Origin of the sequence: Marinobacter sp. GH_1, from assembly GCF_048595985.1 — a bacterium.
In the GTDB taxonomy this organism is placed as follows: Bacteria; Pseudomonadota; Gammaproteobacteria; order Pseudomonadales; family Oleiphilaceae; genus Marinobacter; species Marinobacter shengliensis.
Genome location: NZ_CP184460.1, coordinates 1,476,169 through 1,495,620, shown reverse-complemented (window position 1 = coordinate 1,495,620; position 19,452 = coordinate 1,476,169). Strand labels below are relative to the sequence as shown.

Annotated in this window: 18 protein-coding genes; 8 read left to right on the top strand and 10 right to left on the bottom strand. The window is 52.7% G+C overall.

The window, feature by feature from the left end; genetic code table 11:
* Positions 1 to 48 precede the first annotated feature (48 nt).
* Positions 49 to 1,089, bottom strand: a complete 1,041-nt coding sequence (locus ACNSOI_RS06860) for a zinc-binding alcohol dehydrogenase family protein (RefSeq protein ID WP_420194983.1) — start codon at positions 1,087 to 1,089, stop codon at positions 49 to 51.
* A gap of 102 nt (positions 1,090 to 1,191) precedes the next feature.
* Here ACNSOI_RS06860 and ACNSOI_RS06855 point away from each other — a divergent pair, with 102 nt between their 5' ends.
* Positions 1,192 to 2,154, top strand: a complete 963-nt coding sequence (locus tag ACNSOI_RS06855; RefSeq protein ID WP_420194982.1) for a LysR family transcriptional regulator — start codon at positions 1,192 to 1,194, stop codon at positions 2,152 to 2,154.
* A gap of 98 nt (positions 2,155 to 2,252) precedes the next feature.
* Entirely contained in the window at positions 2,253 to 3,329 is a 1,077-nt protein-coding gene (locus ACNSOI_RS06850; RefSeq protein WP_008175562.1) for an alkene reductase, read from the top strand.
* A 153-nt stretch (positions 3,330 to 3,482) separates the two neighbouring features.
* Here the strand turns inward: ACNSOI_RS06850 and ACNSOI_RS06845 are convergent, their stop codons facing one another.
* The 8 genes from ACNSOI_RS06845 to ACNSOI_RS06810 form a co-directional block, all read right to left on the bottom strand.
* On the bottom strand, positions 3,483 to 4,430 hold the full coding sequence (locus ACNSOI_RS06845) for a LysR family transcriptional regulator (protein ID WP_420194981.1): 948 nt from the start codon (positions 4,428 to 4,430) through the stop codon (positions 3,483 to 3,485).
* Positions 4,431 to 4,550: 120 nt separating this feature from the next.
* Positions 4,551 to 4,874: a thioredoxin gene (gene trxA, locus ACNSOI_RS06840; protein ID WP_224848255.1), complete on the bottom strand. Its 324-nt coding sequence runs from the start codon at positions 4,872 to 4,874 to the stop codon at positions 4,551 to 4,553.
* 112 nt (positions 4,875 to 4,986) lie between these two features.
* Positions 4,987 to 5,598 (bottom strand): lipid A-modifier LpxR family protein, encoded by a 612-nt coding sequence (locus tag ACNSOI_RS06835; protein WP_420195707.1) that lies wholly within the window; start codon positions 5,596 to 5,598, stop codon positions 4,987 to 4,989.
* Between the two features lie 480 nt (positions 5,599 to 6,078).
* Positions 6,079 to 7,380: an IS1380 family transposase gene (locus tag ACNSOI_RS06830; RefSeq protein ID WP_136629552.1), complete on the bottom strand. Its 1,302-nt coding sequence runs from the start codon at positions 7,378 to 7,380 to the stop codon at positions 6,079 to 6,081.
* A 72-nt stretch (positions 7,381 to 7,452) separates the two neighbouring features.
* Positions 7,453 to 8,640 carry a low temperature requirement protein A gene (locus tag ACNSOI_RS06825; RefSeq protein ID WP_420195405.1) on the bottom strand — a complete coding sequence of 396 codons (1,188 nt, stop codon included), beginning with the start codon at positions 8,638 to 8,640 and terminating at the stop codon, positions 7,453 to 7,455.
* Positions 8,641 to 8,713: 73 nt separating this feature from the next.
* Complete coding sequence (locus ACNSOI_RS06820; protein ID WP_420195404.1) at positions 8,714 to 9,721, bottom strand: zinc-dependent alcohol dehydrogenase family protein; 1,008 nt, start codon at positions 9,719 to 9,721, stop codon at positions 8,714 to 8,716.
* 22 nt (positions 9,722 to 9,743) lie between these two features.
* The gene (locus ACNSOI_RS06815) at positions 9,744 to 10,751 is read right to left on the bottom strand and encodes a zinc-dependent alcohol dehydrogenase family protein (RefSeq protein ID WP_153740096.1); all 1,008 of its coding nucleotides are present in this window, start codon (positions 10,749 to 10,751) and stop codon (positions 9,744 to 9,746) included.
* Positions 10,752 to 10,825: 74 nt separating this feature from the next.
* Entirely contained in the window at positions 10,826 to 11,584 is a 759-nt protein-coding gene (locus ACNSOI_RS06810) for an SDR family oxidoreductase (protein ID WP_007153525.1), read from the bottom strand.
* 159 nt (positions 11,585 to 11,743) lie between these two features.
* Between ACNSOI_RS06810 and ACNSOI_RS06805 the strand changes: the two genes are divergently transcribed.
* Positions 11,744 to 12,637: a LysR family transcriptional regulator gene (locus ACNSOI_RS06805; protein ID WP_420195403.1), complete on the top strand. Its 894-nt coding sequence runs from the start codon at positions 11,744 to 11,746 to the stop codon at positions 12,635 to 12,637.
* Positions 12,638 to 12,754: 117 nt separating this feature from the next.
* On the opposite strand, the gene ACNSOI_RS06800 is transcribed toward ACNSOI_RS06805, so the two are convergent.
* Positions 12,755 to 13,369, bottom strand: coding sequence for a tyrosine-type recombinase/integrase (locus tag ACNSOI_RS06800; protein WP_248185677.1), 615 nt, complete (start codon positions 13,367 to 13,369; stop codon positions 12,755 to 12,757).
* A 221-nt stretch (positions 13,370 to 13,590) separates the two neighbouring features.
* Here ACNSOI_RS06800 and ACNSOI_RS06795 point away from each other — a divergent pair, with 221 nt between their 5' ends.
* From ACNSOI_RS06795 to ACNSOI_RS06775, 5 genes are all read left to right on the top strand, one after another.
* The gene (locus ACNSOI_RS06795) at positions 13,591 to 15,321 is read left to right on the top strand and encodes an ATP-dependent nuclease (RefSeq protein WP_420195402.1); all 1,731 of its coding nucleotides are present in this window, start codon (positions 13,591 to 13,593) and stop codon (positions 15,319 to 15,321) included.
* The gene (locus ACNSOI_RS06790) at positions 15,314 to 16,729 is read left to right on the top strand and encodes a UvrD-helicase domain-containing protein (protein ID WP_094626171.1); all 1,416 of its coding nucleotides are present in this window, start codon (positions 15,314 to 15,316) and stop codon (positions 16,727 to 16,729) included. The genes ACNSOI_RS06795 and ACNSOI_RS06790 overlap by 8 nt, the downstream gene beginning before the upstream one ends.
* Before the next feature lie 389 nt (positions 16,730 to 17,118).
* A complete protein-coding gene (locus tag ACNSOI_RS06785; protein ID WP_094626172.1) occupies positions 17,119 to 17,685 on the top strand; it encodes a recombinase family protein in 567 nt (188 codons plus the stop codon).
* Between the two features lie 68 nt (positions 17,686 to 17,753).
* Entirely contained in the window at positions 17,754 to 17,951 is a 198-nt protein-coding gene (locus ACNSOI_RS06780) for a hypothetical protein (RefSeq protein WP_094626173.1), read from the top strand.
* Positions 17,952 to 18,023: 72 nt separating this feature from the next.
* Positions 18,024 to 19,052 carry an IS630 family transposase gene (locus ACNSOI_RS06775; protein WP_094625962.1) on the top strand — a complete coding sequence of 343 codons (1,029 nt, stop codon included), beginning with the start codon at positions 18,024 to 18,026 and terminating at the stop codon, positions 19,050 to 19,052.
* Positions 19,053 to 19,452: the final 400 nt, after the last annotated feature.

The window sequence follows — 19,452 nt, the reverse complement described above, 5'->3', positions numbered from 1 at the left end:
GGGGCATAGGTTTGTTTAGGAATGCCCGCAGTAACGGGGTAGAACCCGTCAGGCAAAACCCTCCAGCACAATCTTGCCAACGGCGGTTCCTGATTCCAGTTCGGCGTGTGCGGCACGTAGATTCTCGGCGTTGATCGCTCCGAGGTACTTCCCTGCAGTTGTGCGGATGAAGCCTTGATCTACAAGCCGTGAGACCTCATTCAACAAGTCGTGCTGAACCTGCATATCATCCGCCTGGTGCATTGAGCGGGCGAACATGAATTCAATGTGTAATGATAGACTCTTCGGCTTGATCTTCATTACGTCCAGACTTGCAGGATCGTCGATCATGGCAATCTTTCCAAACGGCTTAAGCACCGCCACATAATCGTCGAAGTATTGATCTGTGGCGTTAAGACTGGCCACATGGGTTACAGAACCAATTTTGCCGGCAGACACCAGTGTTTCGATCTGGGGCTGCAAGGGTTCACGGTGATTCAAAACAAAATCCGCACCCAATGATTCAACCCAGGCCTTCGATTCCGGGCGAGATGCCGTAGCGAGTACTTTTGCGCCTGTCAGCTGTTTGATCAATTGAACTAGAATTGAACCCACGCCTCCTGCGGCGCCAATCACAAGTACCACATCGTCGCTTGGAGTGATGGACCCAGCCAACTGTCGCTCAAGTTGCAGGTGGTCAAACAGCATTTCCCATGCTGTTATCGTGGTCAGGGGCAACGCCGCAGCATCGGCGTCGGACAGGCTGGCAGGCTTCCGACCAACCAGACGCTCATCGACAACCTGGTATTCAGCGTTGCTGCCCTGACGGGTAACGTCACCGGCATAAAATACGGTGTCACCTTCTTTGAAGAGTGAAGCGTCCTCGCCTATTGCCACTACCTCTCCAACGGCATCCCATCCAAGTACTTTGATCTGGCCTGGTTCGGGCTCTGCCTGCTGGCGTACCTTGAAGTCAACGGGGTTCACGGCGATGGCTTTGACTCTGACCAACAGGTCCCGGCCTTTTGCGACGGGACGTTCCATCTCAACATTTTGCAGCGCATCAGGGTTTTCGATAGGAAGAGATTCCCGATATCCAACAGCTTTCATTATCTGTCTCCGCAATGATTTTCGAGTAGCGCGCAGTATGGTCGCCGTTTACACTCGGGTAAACGGGAAAATTTGTTAAACATATTCAAAGAATTTTTGAAAATGAGTCTTGATGATCTGATCGTGGTTTTGAGGGTCGCTGAATTCCGCAACATTACCGCTGCCGCCACCAGTCTTGATATGCGAGCTGCCACAGCCAGCGCCGCAGTAAAGCGCGTAGAACAGGAGCTGGGTGTAGAGTTATTCGTACGCTCCACGCGAAGGTTGCGGTTGTCTGCGGCCGGCGAGAAATACTTGCCTTACTGCAAGCAAGCGATTGACTTGTTGAGCCAGGCGCAACAGAACCTTCGATCTGAAGTTGACTCTGTAACAGGCGAAATCCGGCTTTCGGTTTCATCCGATCTTGGTCGTAACCGCGTTGTGCCCTGGATCGACGAATTGATGGCAACGCATCCAGGTTTGAACCTCAGAGTTCAGATTACTGACACCAACGTGGACTTTTACCGGGATTCGGTCGACATGGCGCTTCGCTACGGCGCGCCCAGTGACACCAACCTGTATGGCTTCAAAATTTGCGATGTGCCGCGCCTGCTTTGCGCATCTCCTGATTACCTGTCGCGTCATGGTCGCCCCATTCATCCTGATGACCTTGAGAACCACAACGGGCTGTTCTATCAGTTGCAGGACATCCCATTTGACCTCTGGACGTTCAAACGCGGAGACGAGGAGTATCGAGTCAAAATGACGGGCGATCGCGCCTCAAACGATGGCGATCTGGTTCGCCGGTGGTGCGTTGCTGGTCGCGGTCTTGCGATAAAATCGTGTCTTGATATGTCGGATGATCTGCTTGCAGGCCGTGTCACCACCATCATGCCGGGCTATGCGCCGCCGGTATCCGAGCTGTGGCTGATTTGTCCTACCCGACAGTCAATAACGCCGGCAATGAGGCTGTTGAGGGATGACCTGCGTGCAAAAGTAGGCGAACTGATGAATGCAATGATTGCCGGCGGCTTTTTTCCTCCGGATCGCTTGTCCGGAGGAAAAGATGAACAGCCTGTCGTATAAGTCAGGATGATGATTGATATATCTCGTCCGAATTAGTCCGCCCGGCCAACGGGCGGATATGCTACCAGCTCTTGTACACAAAATTTCCCGAGGATGCTATGAACACACTTTTTACTCCCCTGAAAATGGGCGCCAGTGAATTGGCCAATCGGGTCTTCATGGCCCCCCTCACCCGCGTCCGTGCCGACGCTGATCACGTTCCCACGGATATGATGGTTGAGTATTACGCCCAGCGTGCCTCTGCCGGCCTGATCATCACTGAAGCGACCATGGCTATTGAAGGCAATTCGGCCTTCTGGCGCGAGCCCGGTATCTATTCCGAGGCGCAAGTTGAAGGCTGGAAGAAAGTCACTGATGCGGTACACGCCAAAGGTGGCAAGATTTATCTGCAAATCTTTCACGGTGGCCGCGCCTGCCACCCGGTGTTAAACAATGGCAAGGATCCGGTAGCGCCCAGCGCCATTGCCATCACCAGCGATGAAGTGCACACACCGGAAGGTAAGAAGTCCTACACGGTTCCCCGCGCACTGGCCGACAGCGAAATCCCGGCCATCATCGACGGTTTCCGCACCGCCGCCGAGAATGCCAAGCGCGCCGGCTTTGACGGTGTTGAGGTTCATGGCGCCAACGGCTATCTGCTGGACCAGTTCCTGCGTGATAGCTCCAACCATCGAGAAGGCCCCTACGGTGGCCCGATCGAAAATCGCGCCCGACTTCTGCTGGAGGTGATTGAAGCCGTATCCGGAGTGTTCGGTTCCGAGAACGTCGGTGTTCGACTGAGCCCCCTCAACAGCTTCCAGAGCATGAAGGACAGTGATCCGGTCGGTCTGGTTACCTGGCTCGCCAAGCGCCTGAACGACTACGGCCTGGCCTTTGTTCATTTGATGCGCAGCGACTTTTTCGGGGAACAGCAAGCGGACGTCATTACTCCGGTCCGCGAACACTTCAAGGGCAAGTTGATCCTCAACATGGGCTACACCGGTGAAGAAGCAGAACAAGCCATCGAATCCGGATTGGCCGACGCTGTCGCCTTTGGCGTGCCCTTCATTGCCAACCCGGACCTCCCGGAGCGCCTGAAGCTTGGCGCCGAGCTCAACGAAGCAGATCCGGCGACTTTTTACTCCCAGGGTGCGGAAGGGTATATTGACTACCCTTACCTTGAAAGAGTTAGCTGAAGCATAATGTTAAGAGGGGGCTGTTAGCCCCCTTTTTCGTTGCGCAGAACACATGACCTTTGAAAGCACGATCTCCTTTCTTGTTTCTTCCAGTCTGAGGCCGGCGCTTACCTGGCCAACCCCACAATCCGTGGCGGCGACTTCTCTGGCCGGCTAGACCGCTTTCAGGTGCCGCCCGCAGGGCGAGGTGGTCATGATTTCGCGCCAGCGATCCCGCAGCAGGCGCTCGAGGTGGTCCCGAATCCAGATAATGCCGGGATCCCGGTCATGGCGGGCGTGCCAGACCAGGTACATGCTGGTGGGATCAACCTCAAAGGGCAGCTCTCCCATCCAGAGCCCGTTCACAAAACCGCAGTCCTGACTGATGAGCTCCGGCACCGCCGCAATCAGGTTTGTCTCCCGAAGCACCTGCGGCACGATGGAGAAATGATTGACGGTGGCGGCAATCCGGCGGCTTTGCCCCTTCTGGTCCAGGTAGCTGTCCACGAAACCATGGGCGTCGCCCGACATGGACACAAGCAAATGCCGGGCCTCCAGGAATTCCTCCATGGTGATCGGCTTACCCGCCAGCGGATGTCCTTCGCGCATCGCCAGCACGTAGCCACCCTCAAACAACCAGGTGCTCCGCAGGCTGTGGTCGTGCTGGTTCAGAACGCCAACCGCCAGGTCCACGTGGGCTTCGCGCAGATCGTCGTAGGTGCCATCGGGCGTGTACGGGACCGCGTGCAGATCGACACCGGGCGCCTCCTGCTCCAGCAATTCGATTAACTGGCGCCAGACCATCTCAACGATCACGTCGGTAGCGGCGATGCGAAATTTCCTTTTGGAATTAGCGGGGTCGAACTGAGTGGCTGAAACCGCGTTGGTTAGCGCGTACATGGGCCCGCCTACCTGGTCCCAGAGGCTCAAGGCATAAGACGTTGGCTCGATGTTACGACCTTTGCGGACAAACAGCGGGTCGCTCCAGATCTGGCGCATCCGGGAAATTGCGTTGGATACCGCCGGCTGGGTCATGGCCAGACGCTCGGCGGCTCGGGTCACCGAGCGCTCGGTCATGATGGCGTCGAAAATATAGAGGAGTTGCAGCTCCTGGGTTTTCATCGTGGGGTACCTGAATGATGGCAATGGACCCGGATAAGTCTGACCAGCATTGGCGGGCAGCGCAACCGGCACACAAAAACACCCTCCCATAACAAGAGGGTGTTGATTCGAGCCGGTGAATTACAGGTTGCCTTTGACGAAGGCCCGCAACTGGCCCAAGGTGCCGGCACCGGTCTGCCGGGCCACCACGCCGCCCTCGCGGAACAGCGCCAGGGTCGGGATGCTGCGGATTCCCATGCGAGCCGCCGTTTCTGGGCTGTCATCCACGTTGACCTTGGCCACCACCAGGTCATCGCCCAGTTCGTCGGCGATTTCCTCAAGCATGGGGCCAACGGTCTTGCAGGGGCCGCACCAGGGTGCCCAGAAATCGACCAGGACCGGCTTGTCGTTACGACCAACGGCCGCATCAAAGTTGCTGTCGTTTACTTCAACGATGTTGCTCATATCGTTTCTCCGTTTCCAGTAATGCCTGAGCCTAACCATGCGCCCTGCTCTTGCTGAAAACCAATTGTTCAGCGGTATACATGGTATTTCCCAGGGTGATGTACACCGGTTGTCAGTGACTGCCAAAGCGCTTGCTCAGCACCAGTCCGCCCCAGGCCAGGGTGCGATCACCGGTACCGTTCTTGATTTCGGAGCTCTGCACACGCAACACGTAGCTCAGCTCCATGTTGTCCCAGAGGGTGTGGGTGTGACCGGCCCAGACTTCCGCTAGCAGCACATTCAGATCATTGGCACTGAGTTCGTGATCAGAATCCCGGAACTGACCCTGCAGAAAAGCGTTGTAGGCCCTGGCCTTCACCGACAGGCCACCCCAGAAGTAGTTCTCCCGACCGCCGACCGCGGAGACGCTGGGCGCCCGCTCACCGTAGGCCATCAATTCCAGGTTGAAGCGGTTATCCGGCGACGAAATCAGCCCTCCCCGGAACACCAGGGCGGCGCCAAATTCAGTGAGGTATCCGACGCTCCCAAAGTAGGTCACCTTGAACTTGCTGCCCGGCTCACTGCCATCCAGGTACTGGTGGTAGGCCGCGTGGTACCGCAAGGTAGGCTCGCCCCCTTCGGAGATCTGGTGATCCCAGCCTTCGGGCTTGTCACTGCCGGTGGCCTTGTGAATCGCATTCTGACTGTGCTCAAACAGGTCTAAGCCCAGGGCACCAACGGTCAGCGAGGTGGTCCATCCCGAGGTGCCACCGGCCGGCGCTACGGGGAGTTGTTCGTGAAGCTCGAAGAGTCACTGGGGCACGCCATGCGGGAGGACGCACGGCGAACTGAGGACGAAGCGCCGGCGTGGACAGCGCCAACGGACAATCACTGATCACGAAAACAAAAAGGCCGGCTTGATGAATGCTTCCGAAAAGAATGTGGTTCTACGGCTTAATGAGCATAAGAAGAACCCATCAAATCCCTGGCGGCTATCTGTCAAATTGCATGGGCGTAGCCATGTTCCATCACAGCATTTTATCAGACCGGCGCGCATCTCTTAGCCCGGATTTCTCATAGTTACCCAGCAAGTCTCGCAGACTGAGCGGGTTACCGCCATGGCCGCTCAGATGCGGTCATGAACGCCTAATAATTGATCAGTTTCTATTGCTTGGACGCACTGCCCCCTTTCCCCCATTGCATCGGGCCGGGGGAGCCCGGGCATCTACCCCGGAACCAGGCGGCGTACCAGATCCGTGAGTTCGTCTTTGTAGGGGTAGCTATCACTCATCAGCACCCGGATTCGGCGGGTATTGCGGATGATGACCGCGCCAACCTTGATCAGCTTCAGCCGCAGGTTGTTGGCGCTCATCCGCTCGAACGGCGTCTTTTTCAGGTGCGCTCGTAACCGCTCGAACAAGGTGTAAGCGAAGCCGGACAGGATCAGCCGCCATTGATTGGTCCACCACTGAACGCTCGACGTTCGATCCGCGAACAGATACAGCTGCTGATCCTTGATCCGGTTTTCCATATCGCCTCGGGCGCAGTACTGTTCGTAATAGAGCTTAAAACCGTCGTCATAGCGGGAGCTGATGACAAAGCGAGGATTGGAGCCAAGCTCGCCTTCTTCCAGGCGGGCCACCACCCAGCGAGGGAACTTCCAGGAATGCGCCTGGTACCGGAACCGATAAGTGGCGGAGACTTTTTCACCGACTTTCTGGTGCGTGTCACGGACCAGTTGTGATGGCGCCTCCACGTCTTTAATCAACCGGCTGTTTTTGCTGATGCCGACCAGGTAATCCACATTATTCCGGTCGCACCAGCTCAATAGACGAGGCCGATAGAAGCCACTGTCACCCCGGAACACGATGCGTGTATCGGGCCAATATTGCCGGATAAACTTCACCAGCAGAGCCAGAATGGCCCAGCTGTGTCGGCTGTCACTGCGGTTGCTGGTGCGCAGGTAGCTCACCAGCAGGTGACGGCCGCAGAACACGTACAGCGGAAAGTAACAGTGGTGGTCGTAATAAGCGTTAAAGAACTTGCCGGGCTGGTCGCCATGAACGGGGATATCGGTACCGTCAAAATCCAGCACGATTTCCTTCGGCGGTGTCTCGTGCTGTTCGATAAAATGCTGCCATAGCAATTCGTGGGCCTTGACCACCGAGTGTCTGTCTACTTGCTGTTCCATCCGGCACAGCGTGGATTTACCGGCTAAATCGCTCTCTTTACCAACCGCGGTTTGCAGGGCCTGATCAAAACGCAGCGCCTCATGATCGTTCAGGTCTTCGTATCCTGCCGCCACGCCGAAGACTCGTTGCCGAGTCATGGTTTCCAGCTTGTGCCGCACCAGCATTGGATTCCGTGAATCGTTAAGCACCGAGGCCAGACGCTGAGTCAGGCGGTGTTGTTTGTCGACTTCCCGAAGCAGGAGCAACCCGGCATCGGAGGTGATATGACCACCGGAGAAATCGGCTTCAATTTTACGGCGAACGAGTGGCGAGAAGGTCAGTTTTTCAGGTACCATTTTGGAAGCGGCTGTTGGTGCTTTGGTGATGGTGTAAGGTCCTGAAACTATAGCACTTTCAGCCGCTTCTTTTTATGCCGCATGAGAAATTCGGGTTAGCGCCAGAAAAATCGGCACACCAATCTGCGAGAACAGCGCCAGGACCCAAAGCCCGTTGCTGACAATCGACGGTACGAGGGGATGAACGGCTAGCACAACCAGTGCCATGACAATGCCGAACAGCCTCAGACCGCCGCTGTGGTATTTGTCGGTGGCATCAGTCACGGTTCGACGCAGCGCCCATAGCGAAGCTAAAAACACCGCTAGGCCGACCGAGCCAAGCGCGGCGTAGCCGGGCGGATAAGGCTCCCACAGGCCGACGTAGACTTGTCCGGCCAGCGCAACGCCAATCGTCACCGCACTCCACAAAATCACGATGTGAGCAAACCAGTATCTCAGCAGCACGGCACTGGTGAGGCTCTTCGGTTTTTCATTGCCGGCGCAGTCGAAATAAGTCCAGGCCAGCGCGAAGAGGGACAAGCCGCCCATGGTCACATTGAACAGCGTACCCGCGCTGACGCTGTAGACGCCCTTGTCGGCCAGCGTGACCACCAGTTTAAAGAAGCCTTCACCCAGCAAGATCAACATCAGAAGGCCGAAGCGCTCCGAGATGTGTCCGAGTTGAGGCACAAAGCGTTCGAAGCGGAGCGTGCCCACGCGCGGCAGCATGTACTGCAGCTGGATTGCTGCCACGCCGGCGGCAAAGACCCAGTAGGCAACCGGTGTCGGCAAAAAAGCCGACAGCGCGAACACCCCGGCCAACACGAAAAAATTCCGCGCCTGTTCCTGCGCCAGTCTATTGGCCGCGTTGTCGGTACAGCGCGCCCGCCAGTAAAGATAGGCCGTCAGCGCCCGATTCAACGCATAGGCCAGCGCGAAATACGTCCAGCCTTCACCGGCCACGTCGGGAATCGCCGCCGCGACGGTCATCATCGTGACAATCTTAAGTGCCATCACCACGCGATGCGGCATGTCCGTGGAGATATACAGCGAGTTATAGAGCGAGCTGTCTGCCCAGGCATAGAAAATTGCCAGGAACAGTCCGGTAAACACCCAGAATCCTTGCCACCCCAGATGATGGGACAGGTAATTTCCCAGAATGAAAATTGTCACTACATGGACCAGATCGAAGAAAAGTTCCACCCAGTGCACGTGGTCGTGGTTTTCATCGACATCCATGTGATGGCGCGGACGCCGCCAGAGAAGATCGCTAATTACCATACACTACCCCTTTTTCTTATTGTTCTGGCGGTGAATTATGCGCCGGCCAGAGACTAGCGGAAGCTACGAACTGTTAATCAAGTTCGACCACTATTTTACCAATCTGCTGATTTGACTCCAGATAGTGATGCGCTGCTACTATCTCTTCAAATTTAAAGCTTCGATCAATGACAGGCTTGAGTGTTCCTTCGGATAAACCCGAGTGGATAAATTGCTTTGCTCTGCGAAAACGCTCGATGTCTTTTATAACTTCAGTAAACACATACCCCCTAACTGTCAGACTTTTACGAAGTGCTATTTTTAAGGGAAAAGGGGTTGTTTCGGGACTTAATGCTCCGTGCACTATTATTGTTCCTTCAGGGCTCATTGCTTCAGCAATTTCAGCTATCTGCGGCCCACCGACAGCATCAAATGCCATTTTTAAATTGTTTGCTCCCAAGATGCTTCTCAAGCTATCCAGTAGCGGTTCTTCTTGGGTTGCAATCACATGGGCCGCGCCAGCCTTGAGCACAGCAGCCTTTTTAGCTCCTGTTTGAGTTGTAGCGATAGGGATACCCCCCAGAGAATTCACAATTTGAATCGCAGCCAATCCAACACTGCTCGATGCGGCGGTTATCAGTACTGCATCGCTTTTTTGCACGTTAGCAATTTCGACCAAAGCGCCATAAGCTGTCAGGTACTGCATCCAAGCTGCTGCGCCTTCAGCAAAGGTTAGCCCTGCCGGTTTGAGTGCCACATATTCACTTGGTACGACAATCTCTTCTGCGTAGCAGCCATTCTGGGAAAGCCCCATCTGAGGGACAATACAAACCTCTTCCCCAAGGCGTAAATGATTCACCTCTTCCCCGACTTCAATGACTATCCCGGATGCTTCATAGCCGATTCGCGAAGGGAAGTCAGCCTTTTCTATATAGTGGCCTCGCCTAAACATGGCATCAGCACGATTGAGCCCAACAGCTTTGACCGCAATACGAACATCAGTGGCCTGCAAACTTGGACTCGCCAGCGAGTCAATAGTTAATACCTCGGGGCCACCTAATTCATGGAAGCGAACAGTTCGAATTAGTTTTCTTGGGCTCATATGCATCCTCAACAATGTCTTTTTAAGCAATTACATCAATAACGACTTTACCCATGGACCCCAACTCTACGGCATTATGTGCATCCATGGCCGTGTCAAGGGAAAAGCGTAACGGATCGAGTATTGGCTTAATTTGTCCAGCTTCAACAAGAGCCGTAATTTGCCGCAGAATGTCACCATGATGTTTGCGCCCCTCTCCGCTGAGCTGTGGGTGTAACACAAAAATCGCTGACAATGTTGCAGAGCGTAATGACGACGGTGCCAGGTTATGTGAGCTGAATGCAGCACAGCTTAAAATATGTCCATAATGTGCAATGATACCTAATGAGGCATCGAGTACAGAGCCACCGACAGTGTCGTAAATGATATCGAATCCTTTGCCTTGGGTGTATGCGTCCACGTACTCAGCAGGGCTTGCAGTGTGATAATCAATTGGCGTGGCACCAAGCGCCTTGAGGAGTTGTTGTTTTCCAGTCGATGCAGTGGCATAAACGTCGGCACCTAAGGCCTTAGCAATTTGCACAGCTACATGCCCAACTCCGCCAGCTCCACCCTGGATAAGGATTTTCTGGCCCGCTTTAACATTCGCCTTGTCAACCAAACCTTCCCAAGCGGTAAGTGTAACCAGAGGTAAAGCCGCAGCTTCACGCATGGACAAATTTTTCGGTTTGAGAGCAAGTAACTCAGCATCTACGTTGGCATACTCAGCCAATGAGCCTTGCAGTCCTCGCACTCCGCCAGTCAGACCATAAACTGCATCGCCTACTGCAAAGTCGGTGACGCCGTCGCCGATAGCAACAACTTCTCCAGCCAAATCGGTGCCAAGTACTGCGGGTAATTCCGGCATGGCATAAGGCGCGATACCTCGGCGGATCTTGTAATCAATAGGATTGACGCCACTCGCAAATATTTTTACTTGCACCTGACCTGCTGATGGAGAGGGTAAGTTAATCAGGGCATCCCGGAATACTGTACCTTCTTCATAGCTATCTAATATCAAAGCACGCATTTGTCCGTTTAACGCAGTCATCAATAACCTCACAATCTGAATATTCAGCGGGTGGTTAAATCACCCGCTGGTTAATAGGTCTTTTATTAAACGAATTAAAATTCTTGAACCGTTGGGCGCAGAACAATCTCGTTGATATCCACATCCGCAGGCTGCTCAATTGCGTATGCGATAGCACGAGCAACAGATTCAGATGGAATTTCATTTTGCTGATAAAAATCTTTTACAAAGGCTGCACCCTGAGCATCTGAACTTCCATGTTTTAATTCAGATTCGACTGCACCTGGTGAAATGATTGTTGAACGAATTTTACCCCCAACTTCATGGCGCAAGCCTTCGGCAATTGCGCGAACAGCGAATTTGGTTCCGCTATAAACCGTGCCGCCGGGACTGAATACTTTGATACCCGCTACGGACGAAATATTGATAAAGTGGCCGGATCCCTGTTCCTGAAAGATCGGAAGCGCTGCGGCCACTCCATACAGCAGACCTTTAACGTTGATGTCAATCATGCGATCCCATTCGTCAACTCGAGTCTCAGCTAACGGTGCAATCGCCATTAACCCTGCATTATTGATAACCACATCAACTTTACCGAAGCGCTCTTGTGCAAGATTTACAAGGGCCTTCACTTCGTCCTGGCTAGTCACATCTGTCGCTTGAACCGCAACTTTTCCGCCTGCTGTGCGTATGTCAGCAGCAATAGCTTCAAGCTTGTCGATGCGTCGGGCACCTAAAACAACAGATGCGCCAAGACTGGCTAAATGCCTTGCCGTGGTCTCGCCTAAACCGCTGCTACCACCAGTGATCACAACGACCTTACCGCTGATGTTGTTTGCTAAAACACTACTCATAGTTAATATCCTCAAATCAGTTGAATGAATGACTATGTCTACCTGACATGCAAATCATCCCTCACCTTCAAAAACCAATAAATGGAAACGTTTTGATTTGACAATTCCAGATTTTGGAATAATATTTGTGTATGCATACCAAACCTGAGTGTGACTGTGATGCTTAACAGATTGGAAATGCTCCGGATATTTTGTACTGCTGCAGAGTCTCGCAGCTTTAAAGAAGCGGCTAACCGTCTGGGAATTTCTCCTCAGGCAGTGACGCGAGCAGTGAAGGAGTTAGAGCGATTGCAAGGGGAGCTTTTATTTCATCGAAATACGCGACACATACAAGTGACCCTGGTTGGAGAAAAATTTGCTGTGATCGCAAAAGAACGCCTGCGCGCTGTAGATGAATTGTTTCAAACAAGTGCCCCTGACTCGGGTAATGAATTACAAGGGCGGGTTCGTATCGCAGCGCCTGTTGGTTTTGGTCATAAATGCTTGATGCCAGCATTAATGGAACTCTCAACAGTACACCCTCAACTGGATATAGACCTGACACTCAGTGACGAGCGCGTGGATGTAGTTGACGAAAAAATAGATATTGGGATTCGTATCGGCTTCATGAGGGATAGTCGATTTATTGCCCGCCAGCTCGCCAAAATTAATCTGTATGTCGTGGCTTCGCCTGACTTAATAGATAGAGTGGGAAGGCCTGCGTCTATTGAAGATCTAAACCACTTGCCGGTTACAGGGTTAGTAGATCGCAATACGGGAAAGCTTTGGCCATGGGTTTTTTCCATGGACAGACAGTGGATGCCATCCATAACACGTTTTCGAAGTGCCGACGCCGAAGCTGAATTAATGGGTGTACAAAATGGACTGGGGTTTGCTCAAATTCCTGACTTTTTGGCCCAAGACTTATTACGCCAAGAGAAACTTGTGAGAGTGTTAGAAGAGGCCGAGCCTGAGCCTTGGGATTTATTTATTTATCGCCCTCAACGTGGTCCAGTACCACAACGTGTTCGATTGGTTTTTGATCACCTGGTGACAAGATTTAGTGTCCGCTAATGGCACAAAAGTAATATTCATAAAGCGACGGGAGGAGCCTGTAACCCGAGGGTGATCATCGACCGGGGCTTGCAGCGTCTGAGGCATCCAAAGGGACCAAGGACACAAGTTACGCACCTAGATCTCAATACTCTCAGCTATCTCCAGAGCATCCTCGACCTCGACACCAAGGTACCGCACGGTGCTCGACATATTCGTGTGCCCCAACAGCAACTGAACGGCTCGAAGATTTTTGGTCTTCTTGTAAATCAATGTCGCTTTGCTACGTCTCATTGAATGGGTTGCGTAGACGGAAGGGTCAAGTCCAATGCTCGTAATCCACTTTTTGACAAGACGGGCGTATTGATGAGTAGTGATATGGTCGAACTTTCGCATCCGGCTCGGCCACAAATAATCCATCCCTGAGAGTCTACGCAACTCGATCCATGCTTCGACCGATTCGCGCGTCTTTTTGGTTATCTCAAACTGAACAGGCTGACTGGTCTTCTGCTGGATGACTTGCGCCCGGTCCAGAACCTCACCGTTTCTGGAAATATCTCGAACCAATAGCTTTACCAGATCGCAGGATCGGAGTTTGCAGTCAATTGCCATGTTGAACATCGCCAGCTCGCGGATGTTCTTTGCTATCTCTAACCGAATACGGATAGCCCATATTTGTTCGAGTTTGAGCGGCAGCTTCTGGCCGACGAGCTTCCCTTTGTTCCAGGGAACTTTGCTGGTAGGAAACGTCATGACGTGGCCCTCTTCGGAGGGTAAGGGCCTTTAAGTATGGCTCAAAAGATTGTTCTCTGCTGGCCAACCTGGTCGCAAAGCGAACATTCAAATGGGGCAATAACGGCCGCAGGAACGCCTACGTTTGTTAGGTGGACTCAGCAATTGAGAAGCCTCATACCCCGGACATGTCTTAATAGGCTAGACTTTCCGTTTTGCATTGGTCGGAAAGGAGATAGTAAGTGGCCTGCATCAGATGGATCGTAATCAAAAATTTCAGGGGGATTAAGAAACTAAGTTGGCAACCGGAGCCAGGGATGAATTGCTTAATTGGTCCAGGCGATAGTTCAAAATCGACCGTTCTAGATGCTATTGATCTTTGCCTTGGGGCTCGCCGAAACGTGCCTTTCGCTGATACTGATTTTCATAGGATGGATACCTCCAATCCGATCCAAGTTCATATCATAGTGGGCATGCTCCCTGAGGAACTTTTGTCGATCGATGCCTATGGAATATTTCTCAAAGGCTATGACGCTGCCAAAAGCCAACTCTACGATGAGCCGCAAACAAATCTAGAACCGGTTTTGCAGGTCTCCCTGACAGTAGAAAGCGACCTTGAACCCTCCTGGACGATACATTCCGAACGTTCGAATGCTGAAGGCATTGTTCGCCAGGTCGCCTGGAGGGAGAAAGTCATGTTGGCGCCAACGCGGATTGGGACTAGCTCTGACTACAATTTAAGTTGGCAAAGAGGGTCAGTTCTAAACAAGCTGACGGAAGAGCGTGCGGATGCTTCAGCTGCACTGATCCAGGCAGAGCGTGATGCCCGTGAGGCATTTGGCACTCAAGCCAATAGCCAACTTGCCGATGCACTTGGTATCGTCACGGATACAGCAAGCGACCTTGGAGTGAATGTCGGTGGTAGCGCGCAAGCCTTACTTGACTCACATTCAGTCTCGTTTGGATCAGGAACTATTGCCCTCCACAACGCCGAGGGTATTCCACTTAAGGCTATGGGTGTAGGTTCTAGCAGGCTCTTAATTTCGGGACTACAGCGCCATACAGTCACGGGATCGACGATTGTTCTCGCAGATGAGCTGGAGTATGGATTGGAGCCACATCGTGTTGTCAGTCTATTACGGTCACTTGGCTCAAAGGACTCGGAGCCACAACGCCAGGTTTTTGCAACAACACACTCCCCTATCGCATTGAGAGAACTCAATGGTTCCCAGCTTACGGTAATTCGCCCAACAGCTGATGATCACTTTGTTGCAAATATAGGCCAGACCGACCAACTCCAAGGGACGATACGCCTGTTCCCAGAGGCCTTTCTCGCTCGGAGTGTCATCGTTTGTGAAGGCGCAACGGAGGTGGGTTTTTTAAGAGGAGTTGATGTATATAGAGCGGACCATGGTGCCCCTTCTTTCACCGCTTTAGGCGCATCCCTCGTCGACATTGGTGGCGGCCACCCAGACAAAGCTTACGAGCGAGCTTTAGCCTTTCAAAAGCTCGGCTATCGGGTCATGGTGGTGAGAGATGCTGATATCCAACCAAACCCCTTATTAGAAGCCGAATTTACTCAAAATCATGGGCAAGTACTGCATTGGCAGGCTCCCTTATTTCTTGAACAACAATTGTTTAACAGCCTACCAAGCGATGCTTGCATTGACCTTCTCTATCGTGCAATTGAGCATCACGAGGACTTGGTTGATAGCCACTTGAGGACGGTGTCAGATGGCACGATGGGATCCCAGACGATTATCGATGAGCAACTAACGACAGGCGCGCTCTCACAGGAAACCCGGGCTTGCCTTGGCAGGGCGGCCAGCCAAAAAAGAGGCTGGTTCAAAAGCATAGGAATTATGGAGGCAGTGACCAGAGACATTATTGCTCCTGCACTAAACCGATCAGCGCCAGATTTACTCACAATAATGAGTGAGCTTTCCATTTGGGTGGAGATGCGGGATGCCTGAAATCGATCTCTTGGCTATTGATCGAGGGTCCGTGATGGCTCCAGCCGGATGTGGGAAAACGGAACTTATAACTGAAGCGCTTAAGGCTCATTCCGGTTCGAAGCCAATTTTAGTCTTAACCCATACCAATGCCGGGGTAGCTGCTCTTCGAACACGACTCAATCGTGCTGGTGTTTCCAGCAATCGGTACCGGTTAGTAACAATAGATGGCTGGGCACTGAAACTCATCAAGATGTTTCCCTCCGTCTCTGGACATGACCCCAGCATCACTGACGTACTAAATCCTCGTCGGGATTATCCTGCTATACGCCAAGCCGCGAGCATCTTACTTCAGCGTCGTCACTTATGGGCATTACTTCAAGCCTCATACGACCGTGTGATTGTTGACGAGTACCAAGATTGCAACACTGTTCAGCATGCAATCGTTTGCGCTCTCGCCCAAGAACTTCGTACTTGCGTGTTAGGGGATCCAATGCAGGCGATATTCAGTTTTGGTGGGAATGTCTTGGTCGACTGGGAACAAGAAGTCAGCAGATTTTTCCCAGCTTCAGGGGAACTTAATACGCCCTGGCGTTGGAAAAATGCTGGAGCCGAAGATTTAGGGCATTGGCTTCTTTTCGCCCGTGGAGAGCTTCTTGCAGGACGTGCAATTGACCTGCGGCAGGCTCCATCCCTTGGCGTCGAGTGGCACCCACTCGGCAGCGGAAATGATGCGGAGGTTAGACGTCAGGCCGCGAAGACGACAATATCAAAACCTGGTGCGCGGGTACTTGTTATTGGCGAAGCGACCAACGTAACTGGGCATCATGACTGCGCAAAACAGACCCCAGGAGCTGTTGTGGTTGAGGCGGTCTCGCTGAACCAACTGATTGGGTTCGCAGAGGATTTTAACCCTGGAGCTGAGAATGGGCTCTCTGTACTCGCTGCATTTGCGCAAAGTACCATTACCGGTGTTTCTTCTGTCGAACTAGCTAAACGACTTGCCACGATCAATAGCGGACGCTCAAGAAAGTCGCCTTCACCGGCGGAACTAGAAGCTCTGAACTTCCAGAAGACCCCCTCTTACGACACCGCGGCCAGGTATTTGGAAGTTTGTCACACCATGAACGGCACCCGGGTTTTCCGCCCAGCCCTTCTTTTCAGTGGTATCGAATCGCTACGTTCAGCTCACCAAAAAGGAGTTACTTTAAAAGAAGCGGCTCTCCAAGTTCGGGAAAACTATCGAGCAAAAGGCAGAAAAATCCCTAACAGAGGTGTTGGCAGTACCCTACTGCTCAAAGGCCTGGAGGCTGAAGTCGTGGTCATCCTCAACGGTGACCAGCTGACAAAGCAGAACCTCTACGTTGCCATTACACGCGGAGCGATGCGGGTGATCGTTTGCAGTAGTAGTCCTATTCTAGGTATTTGAGAGATAGGGCCGCGTCAACTATTTAATGGCGCCAGACTAGAGAGTAGTTCTGTCCCGTTTCCAAGGACGTTTATAAAACTACTGCGAACTTACCGTCCCGGAGAGGCAGAAAGTTCCGCTTTCCGGTGGGAGCGTGTATCTTTGCAAAGCTCCCCAATGTTCGCTTTTGTTTCATCCTGGCTTGGACGGCAGCCATTGCGTTGTCACTCTAGTGTTGCGGCCGCGCCCTTGTCCTGACCTAAGGTCCCGCGCTTTGCCGGGCTATGTTTTTGAACAGAAAATGGTCGTTTGTTGGACACTCTCGTTCACCCCTCAAAATTACCCAATTTCGGCTTGTTTCGCGTCCAACAATCACGTACAACAATCTATGAACAGAAAAGGTGCCTTTTATGATCATAGGTTATGCACGCGTCAGCACCCAAGACCAAAACCCCGAACTCCAAGTGGATGCCCTGGAGAAAGCCGGGGCTGAACAGGTGTTTCAGGAAAAATTCACCGGAACTCTCCGGGAGCGACCTGAGCTGTCGCAGTGTCTCCGTACGCTCCGGAAGGGCGATATCCTGATCGTGTGGAAGCTGGACCGCCTCGCCCGATCATTGAAGGACCTGGTGGAGATTGTTCAGGACCTCCAGGATCGTGGGATTGGCTTTAAGTCCCTGACGGAATCCATCGACACCACCAGTTCAGGCGGCCGCCTGGTATTCCATATTTTCGGGGCCCTGGCTGAGTTTGAGCGAGACCTGATTCGGGAGCGGACAATGGCTGGATTGGAGGCTGCTCGGGCCAGGGGGCGCAAGGGCGGCCGGAAGCCGGCGTTGTCCAAGACGGACACACAGAAAGCCGCCGCGATGTTATTGGACCCGAAGATCACCAAGACTGAGGTGGCGCAGCATTTTGGAGTTAGCCGCACGACATTAAACGCTTCTCTCCGCAGGATAGAGCAAAAATTACTATGAAAAGAGTGTAAATTTTCCCCCGTAAAGCCTAAATACAGATCAACGTTCTAAAGGAAGAAATAGAATCCATGCCAACATTACGATGGCTGACCAGAGACGAAGATGAGCGCATTGCTGAGCGCACCCCGTATCGCCTGTTAGAAGAAGTTCCTGAGCTGAGCTATGGTGACCGGGGTACGATTAACATGCTAATTCAGGGTGACAATTTAGATGCGCTCAAGGCACTTTTGCCCTATTACGCTGGCCAAGTAAAATGCATCTACTAATGGGTTCGAAAGTAAGCGAACATCATTTATAATGTAGGCTCCGTTCGCCAAGCTTATCGGATATTTACACACATGCGCCACGATGACGGTCGTAAACTTGATCACAAAACATTAGAAGCCATTCGCGTTCGCGCCGTTCAACGGGTCATGGATGGCGAGAGTCCAGAAGTCGTCATCAAAGCGCTGGGGATGAGCCGAGCACGAATCTATGAATGGCTGGCTGCCTACCGCGAGGGTGGCTTTGACGCGCTCAAGGCCAAGCAGATTTCCGGTCGTCCCAAGAAACTGAGCGGTGCTCAGATCCGGGAGCTGTATATCTGGATAACGACCTTTACGCCGGACCAGTTGAAGTTTGATTTTGCCCTGTGGACTCGGGGCCGAGTGCGTGAGCTCATCCGGCAAAAGTTCAACGTCCGGTTAAGCGATGTCTCGGTCGGTCGTCTGCTTCGAAACCTGGGGCTGACGCCTCAGAAACCCCTGCATCGGGCCTACCAGCAAAAACCAGAGGCCGTGAAACAATGGAAAGAAGAGACCTACCCGGAAATTCGCAAGGAAGCAAAAAAAGTCGGCGCCACCATCTATTTCGGCGATGAAGCCAGCATTCGGTCTGATTATCACAGTGGCACCACCTGGGCACCCAGGGGTGAAACTCCGATCATCCGTAATACGGGCAGTCGCTTCAGCATCAATCTGATCTCGGCCATCTCGCCTCGCGGCGAGCTTCGCTTTAAGACCATTCAGGGCAACATGAACACCGATGCGTTTCTTGGTTTCCTCAAGGCTCTGGTGCAAGACGTTGACAAGCCGGTTTTCCTGATCCTCGATAACCACCCGGTTCATCATGCTCGTCGGGTTCGAGACTATGTTGAGAGTCTCGACGGCAAGCTCAGGTTGTTCTTCCTGCCGCCGTACTCGCCGGAGCTGAATCCTGACGAGTCTGTTTGGGGCTATATCAAATACCATCACGTCGGTAAAAAGATCATTAACAGCAAAGAACAACTTCGGAGCACTGTTTACCGGCAGCTTCGACGTTTGCAAAAATTGCCACGACTATTGAAATCGTTTTTTGGCCATCCGGATTTGGCTTCTATCTCTGGGTAATGTTCGCTTACTTTATTTCGAATTAGTAAGTGCAAGGCTGTCCTTGCCCACCCTTAAGGCCACACCTTGAATTGCTGCCCGTTTCCAGATCCACCCCACCATAGTCAGCACCTGGAAGCGCGACCTATTGGAGAGCGCGTCCGACCTCCTCGAAGGCAAGAGTATAGTCGGTAAGCAATTCGATGAACTCAGCACGGACGAACTGTACCGTGAGATTCGCCGACTGACGGTGGAACGCAATTTTTGTTGCTTAAGCTCCTGGGTGGCTCGTTCCACTTTGGCTGAGCTCCATGTATTTCACAGAGCCCTTCGGAAAATCCTTGCGAACCAAAAGCACTTCATCAACCTGTCACGTCAGTGACACGACAGTGTCATCTCTCAGCTTTACCGTTCAATTGTA